General features: G+C 61.8%; 3 protein-coding genes and 1 pseudogene. 2 read left to right on the forward strand and 2 right to left on the reverse strand.

Annotated features, from left to right (window positions below; genetic code table 11):
- The first annotated feature begins 95 nt into the window (after window positions 1-95).
- Both EN991_RS18305 and EN991_RS18310 read left to right on the forward strand, forming a co-directional pair.
- Window positions 96-674: a DUF2975 domain-containing protein gene (locus tag EN991_RS18305; protein ID WP_063168071.1), complete on the forward strand. Its 579-nt coding sequence runs from the start codon at window positions 96-98 to the stop codon at window positions 672-674.
- Window positions 675-687: 13 nt separating this feature from the next.
- Complete coding sequence (locus EN991_RS18310; protein ID WP_013531416.1) at window positions 688-900, forward strand: helix-turn-helix transcriptional regulator; 213 nt, start codon at window positions 688-690, stop codon at window positions 898-900.
- A gap of 65 nt (window positions 901-965) precedes the next feature.
- Here EN991_RS18310 and rpoC read toward each other — a convergent pair whose 3' ends face one another.
- Both rpoC and EN991_RS18320 read right to left on the reverse strand, forming a co-directional pair.
- Window positions 966-5,162: a DNA-directed RNA polymerase subunit beta' gene (rpoC, locus tag EN991_RS18315; protein ID WP_013531415.1), complete on the reverse strand. Its 4,197-nt coding sequence runs from the start codon at window positions 5,160-5,162 to the stop codon at window positions 966-968.
- Between the two features lie 186 nt (window positions 5,163-5,348).
- A pseudogene (locus tag EN991_RS18320) lies at window positions 5,349-6,646 on the reverse strand (DNA-directed RNA polymerase subunit beta); the annotation flags it as partial.

The following is a 6,646-nucleotide window of genomic DNA, read 5'->3' on the forward strand; positions in this document are numbered from 1 at the left end:
GGTTTCTCCTGTGATGAGGAATTGACAAGAATCATCATTGCGCATAAATAGATTATTGTAAAACGATAATTCATTGCGATGGAGTGATAACGGCGATGATTGAACCTGTCATCACGGCTGTCCCTGCCGATCCTGCCCGCCAGCTTAGATTGAGACGCATCCGACTTTTCAGCCTAGTGCTGGCGAGGTGTTTTGTCGTCCTCGCCATATTGCTGACCATCGGTCTGCTGTTCTACTGGCTCAGCGTCTCCGCCAGTTCGATCGCGGCCGATGCGCAAATCCCACAGGAATGGCTGAGCGAGCTTGGCCTCGGTCGAAGACTGGTCGGGTTCGCGATCTCGTTCGTGCCGCTTGCCTGCCTCGTCTTCGCGCTCATGGCCGCAAGGCGCTGCTTCGGCGCTTTCGCGTCCGGCAACTTCTTCGGTCAGGGCGCCATCAGCAATTTGCGATACTTTGGCCTCGGCCTGCTGGCATCCGCCTTGCTGAAACCGGTTTCGGCGGCGGCATTGTCCGTTCTGCTCAGCTGGGACGCGCCTGCCGGCCAGCACCGGCTGACGCTCGGTCTCGACAGCGACACGATGCTGACCTTGCTGGCAGCTTGCATCGTTGCTGTCATCACCTGGGTCATGGCCGAGGCATCGGCACTCGCCGAAGAAAACGCGCAATTCATCTGATGAGGATCAGCTCATGCCCATAAGGGTCAGGCTCAATGTCGTCCTCGCCGAACGAAACGTGAAGTCAAAGGACCTGGCCGAATATGTCGGCATCACCGAGGCCAATCTTTCTCTTTTGAAGCAGGGAAAGGTCAAGGGTATCCGGTTCGACACGCTGGAGCGCATCTGCGACTATCTCGACTGTCAGCCGGGCGATCTGCTTCGCTTCGAGAGGGTGTCCGAATAGCACAAAAAAATAGGCCGCCGGGTTGCCCCGACGGCCTTATTGCCTGAGATCGTTGCCGTCCGCGCTTACTGCGCGGCGGTGGTCATGTCGGCCAGCATCGGCTCGGCGACTTCCGCACCCGAGGCCTTGCGGCGCTCGTCGATGATCAGTTCGTCGCGCGAGGTGGCGATGCGCCGGATCTGGCTCATCGTGCCGCCGGTACCGGCCGGGATCAACCGGCCGACGATGACGTTTTCCTTCAAGCCCTGCAGCATGTCGGTCTTGCCGGCAACGGCAGCTTCCGTCAGCACTCGCGTCGTCTCCTGGAAGGAGGCGGCCGAGATGAAGGACGGCGTCTGCAGCGATGCCTTGGTGATGCCGAGCAGCACCGGCAGGCCTTCGGCTGGCTTCTTGCCGTCCTCGACCAGACGCTCGTTGACCTCTTCCAGTTCGATCACGTCGACATGATCGCCCGGGATGTAGGTCGAGTCGCCCTGCACCGTGATCTCGACCTTCTGCAGCATCTGGCGAACGATCACCTCGATGTGCTTGTCGTTGATCGACACGCCCTGCAGACGGTAGACTTCCTGGATCTCGTTGACGAGGTAGGAAGCAAGTGCCTCCACGCCCTTGATCGCCAGGATGTCGTGCGGCGCCGGGTTGCCGTCGAGGATGTAGTCGCCCTTCTCGATGACATCGCCGTCCTGGAGATGGAACGGCTTGCCCTTCGGGATCAGGTATTCGACCGGCTCAAGCGTCGAGTCATGCGGCTCGATGATGATGCGACGCTTGTTCTTGTAGTCGCGGCCGAAGCGGATCGTGCCGTCGATCTCGGCGATGATGGCGTGATCCTTCGGACGACGTGCCTCGAACAGTTCGGCAACACGCGGCAGACCGCCGGTGATGTCCTTGGTCTTGGCGCTTTCCATCGGAATACGCGCCAAAACGTCGCCGGGGCGAACCTGCGAACCCGGCTCGACCGAAAGAATGGCCTCGACCGAGAGCAGGAAGCGGGCGTCGCCGCCCTTGGACAGCTTGCCGACCTTGCCCTTGGCGTCCTGGATCGCAATCGCCGGCTTCAGGTCGTTGCCACGTGGCGTCGAGCGCCAGTCGATGACCTCACGCTTGGTGATGCCGGTCGACTCGTCGGCCGTTTCCTGAACGGAAATGCCGTCGACCAGATCCTCGTACGACACCCTGCCCTCGATTTCGGTGAGGACCGGACGCGTGTAGGGATCCCACTCGGCGATACGCTGGCCGCGCTTCACCTTGTCACCATCGTCCACGAAGATGCGCGAACCATAGGTGAGACGGTGCGAGGCGCGCTCCTTGCCGGCTTCGTCGAGGATCAGCACCGCCATGTTGCGGCCCATGACCATCTGCTGGCCGTCGGAGTTGCGCACCACGTTGCGGTTGCGGATCTCGACCTTGCCCTCATACGAGGCTTCAAGGAACGAGCTGTCCACCACCTGCGCGGTACCGCCCATGTGGAAGGTACGCATGGTGAGCTGGGTGCCCGGCTCGCCGATCGACTGCGCCGCGATGACGCCGACGGCTTCGCCCTGGTTGACCGGGGTGCCGCGGGCCAGATCGCGCCCATAGCAGACCGCGCAGACGCCAACCCTGACTTCGCAAGTCAGTGCCGAGCGGATGCGGACCGACTGGACGCCGGCCTTTTCGATCTGTTCCACGTCACGCTCGTCCATCAGCGTTCCGGCCTTGACCAGGATCTCGCCCGACACCGGATGGGTGATGTCGTCGAGCGACGTACGGCCCAGCACGCGCTGGCCGACCGAAGCAACGACCTGACCGGCATCGACGATCGGCTGCATGGTGAGGCCCTTGTCGGTGCCGCAGTCGACGGAGTTGACGATGCAGTCCTGCGCCACGTCGACCAGACGACGGGTGAGGTAACCCGAGTTCGCCGTCTTCAAGGCGGTGTCGGCCAGACCCTTGCGGGCGCCGTGGGTCGAGTTGAAGTACTCGAGCACGGTCAGGCCTTCCTTGAAGTTCGAGATGATCGGCGTCTCGATGATTTCACCCGACGGCTTGGCCATAAGGCCGCGCATGCCGGCAAGCTGGCGCATCTGGGTGGGCGAGCCACGCGCACCGGAGTGCGACATCATGTAGATCGAGTTCATCGGCTTCTGACGGCCATTGTCCTCGAACTCGACCGCCTTGATGCGGGCCATCATCTCGTCGGCGACCTTTTCCGAGCACTTGGCCCAGGCGTCGACGACCTTGTTGTACTTCTCGCCCTGCGTGATCAGACCGTCATTGTACTGCTGCTCGTATTCCTTGGCCAAAGCCTCGGTGTCGGAGACCAGCTTGATCTTGGCATCCGGGATCAGCATGTCGTCCTTGCCGAACGAAATGCCGGCACGGCAGGCATGGCTGAAGCCGAGCGCCATGATGCGATCGCAGAAAATGACCGTCTCCTTCTGACCGCAATGGCGGTAGACGGTGTCGATCATCTTGGAGATGTTCTTCTTGGTCATCTCCTGGTTGGCGGTCTCGTAAGGCACGTTGACGTTCTTCGGCAGAAGCTCGCCGATGATCATGCGGCCAGGCGTGGTGTCATGGATCTTTGACACGACCTTGCCTTCGGCGTCGACCGTGCGGAAACGACCCTTGATCTTGGAGTGCAGCGTCACCGCCTTGGTCTCGAGCGCGTGCTGGAGTTCGCCCATGTCGGCAAACACCATGCCCTCGCCCGGCTCGTTCTGGTTGACGATCGAGAGATAGTAGAGACCCAGAACCATGTCCTGCGACGGTACAATGATCGGCGCGCCGGAAGCCGGGTGCAGGATGTTGTTGGTCGACATCATCAGCACGCGGGCTTCAAGCTGCGCTTCCAGCGACAACGGCACGTGAACGGCCATCTGGTCGCCGTCGAAGTCGGCGTTGAAGGCCGTGCAGACCAGCGGGTGCAGCTGGATCGCCTTGCCTTCGATCAGGATCGGCTCGAACGCCTGGATGCCGAGACGGTGCAGCGTCGGCGCACGGTTCAGCAGCACCGGATGCTCGCGGATGACCTCGTCGAGGATATCCCAGACTTCCGGACGCTCCTTTTCGACCAGCTTCTTCGCCTGCTTGACGGTCGAGGAGTAACCCTTGGCGTCGAGACGGGCGTAGATGAAGGGCTTGAACAGTTCGAGCGCCATCTTCTTGGGCAGGCCGCACTGGTGCAGCTTGAGCTCCGGACCGGTCACGATGACCGAGCGGCCGGAATAGTCGACGCGCTTGCCGAGCAGGTTCTGACGGAACCGGCCCTGCTTGCCCTTGAGCATGTCGGACAGCGACTTCAGCGGGCGCTTGTTGGCGCCGGTGATGACGCGGCCGCGGCGGCCGTTGTCGAACAGCGCATCGACGGCTTCCTGCAGCATGCGCTTTTCATTGCGCACGATGATGCCGGGGGCGCGCAGCTCGATCAGCCGCTTCAGGCGGTTGTTGCGGTTGATGACGCGGCGATAGAGATCGTTCAGATCCGACGTGGCGAAGCGGCCGCCGTCCAGCGGGACGAGCGGACGCAGGTCCGGCGGGATCACCGGAACCACCTTCATGATCATCCATTCCGGACGATTGCCGGATTCCATGAAGTTCTCGACGACCTTGAGCCGCTTCAGATACTTCTTCTGCTTCAGCTCGGAGGTGGTCGACGCCAGTTCCGAACGCAGGTCGCCGGCGATCTTCTCCAGGTCCATGCCGGCCAGGAGGTCATGAATGGCCTCGGCGCCGATCATGGCGGTGAACGAATCCTCGCCATACTCGTCGACGGCGATCATGTACTCTTCCTCGCTGAGCAGCTGGTGCTCCTTCAGCGCGGTGAGGCCAGGTTCGGTGACGATGTAGTTCTCGAAGTAGAGGACGCGCTCGATGTCCTTCAGGGTCATGTCGAGCAGCGTGCCGATGCGCGACGGCAGCGACTTCAGGAACCAGATATGGGCGACCGGTGCCGCCAGCTCGATATGGCCCATGCGCTCGCGGCGAACGCGCGACAGCGTGACTTCGACGCCGCACTTCTCGCAGATGACGCCCTTGTACTTCATGCGCTTGTACTTGCCGCACAGGCACTCATAGTCCTTGATCGGGCCAAAAATGCGCGCGCAGAACAGACCGTCACGCTCCGGCTTGAAGGTGCGGTAGTTGATGGTCTCCGGCTTCTTGATCTCGCCGAAAGACCAGGACAGAATCTTCTCAGGGCTGGCAAGCGATATCCGGATGGAATCGAACACCTGCGCAGGCGCCTGCGGATTGAAGAGATTCATGACCTCTTGGTTCATGCCGTTCTCCTTTTCGGGATCCTCGAAGATCCCTTGCATCTAGTCGCGAGCCAAACGCCCGCCGTCTTTGTCGGCCACTGGCCGTCGAATTCTTCCTGGTTGAGCATGATCCTGTCCGAAAACCGGTAGCCACTTTTCGGGATCATGCTCGAGGCGCGCCGCGGACAGCCGTGGCGCGCCATTGCCTTACTCGGCCGCGTCGGGCAGCCGGACAGGGTTGTCGTCGAGCTTGGTGTTCTCCAGCTCGACGTTGAGGCCGAGAGACCGCATTTCCTTGACGAGAACGTTGAAGCTCTCCGGGATGCCGGCCTCGAAGGTGTCGTCGCCACGCACGATCGCCTCGTAGACCTTGGTACGGCCGGCGACGTCGTCGGACTTCACCGTCAGCATTTCCTGCAGCGTGTAGGCGGCGCCGTACGCTTCCAGCGCCCAGACCTCCATCTCGCCGAAGCGCTGGCCACCGAACTGCGCCTTGCCGCCCAGCGGCTGCTGGGTGACGAGCGAGTACGGACCGATCGAACGCGCGTGGATCTTGTCGTCCACGAGATGGTGAAGCTTGAGCATGTAGATGTAGCCCATCGTCACCTTGCGATCGAACGGCTCGCCCGTGCGTCCGTCATAGAGCTGCGACTGACCGCTGCTGTGCAGGCCCGCCTGCTCCAGCATGATGTTGATGTCAGCCTCATGCGCGCCGTCGAACACCGGGGTCGCGATCGAGACGCCGCGGCGCATCTGCTCGCTGAGGCGAACGATGCTCTCGTCGTCATAGTCACGAACCGGCTCGTTGCGGTCGTTGGCCGGGATGAAGCTCTCGAGCGTCTTGCGCAGCGGCTTGATGTCGCCGGCCGCCTTGTACGTGTCGATCAGCTCGCCGATCTTCCTGCCCATGCCCGCACATGCCCAGCCCAGATGCGTTTCCAGGATCTGGCCGACATTCATGCGGCTCGGCACACCCAGCGGGTTGAGCACGATATCGGCATGCGTGCCGTCCTCGAGGAAAGGCATGTCCTCGACCGGAACGATCCGCGACACGACACCCTTGTTGCCGTGACGGCCGGCCATCTTGTCGCCGGGCTGCATCTTGCGCTTCACGGCCACGAAGACCTTGACCATCTTCATGACGCCCGGAGGCATTTCGTCGCCGCGCTGGACCTTCTCGACCTTGTCCATGAAACGCTGTTCAAGCGCCTTCTTGGAATCGTCATACTGGCCACGCAGCGCTTCCAGCTCGCTCTGGAGCTTTTCGTTCTCCACGGCAAACTGCCACCACTGCGAACGCGGATACTCGTCGAGCGTATCCTTGGACAGCGTCGAGCCCTTCTTGAAGCCCTTCGGTCCAGCGATCGCTTCCTTGCCGACGAGCACGTCGGAAAGACGCGCGTAGACGTTACGGTCCAAAATGGCCTGCTCGTCGTCGCGGTCCTTGGCGAGGCGTTCGATCTCCTCGCGCTCGATCGCCATGGCGCGCTCGTCCTTCTCCACAC

Source organism: Mesorhizobium sp. M7A.F.Ca.US.005.03.2.1 (assembly GCF_003997795.1).
Classification (GTDB): domain Bacteria; phylum Pseudomonadota; class Alphaproteobacteria; order Rhizobiales; family Rhizobiaceae; genus Mesorhizobium; species Mesorhizobium ciceri.

Bases quoted from the DNA above. Each gene is read 5' to 3' on its own strand.
- EN991_RS18305 (WP_063168071.1), top strand. From the start codon at position 96: ATGATTGAACCTGTCATCACGGCTGTCCCTGCCGATCCTGCCCGCCAG.
- EN991_RS18310 (WP_013531416.1), top strand. From the start codon at position 688: ATGCCCATAAGGGTCAGGCTCAATGTCGTCCTCGCCGAACGAAACGTG.
- rpoC (WP_013531415.1), bottom strand. From the start codon at position 5,162: ATGAACCAAGAGGTCATGAATCTCTTCAATCCGCAGGCGCCTGCGCAG.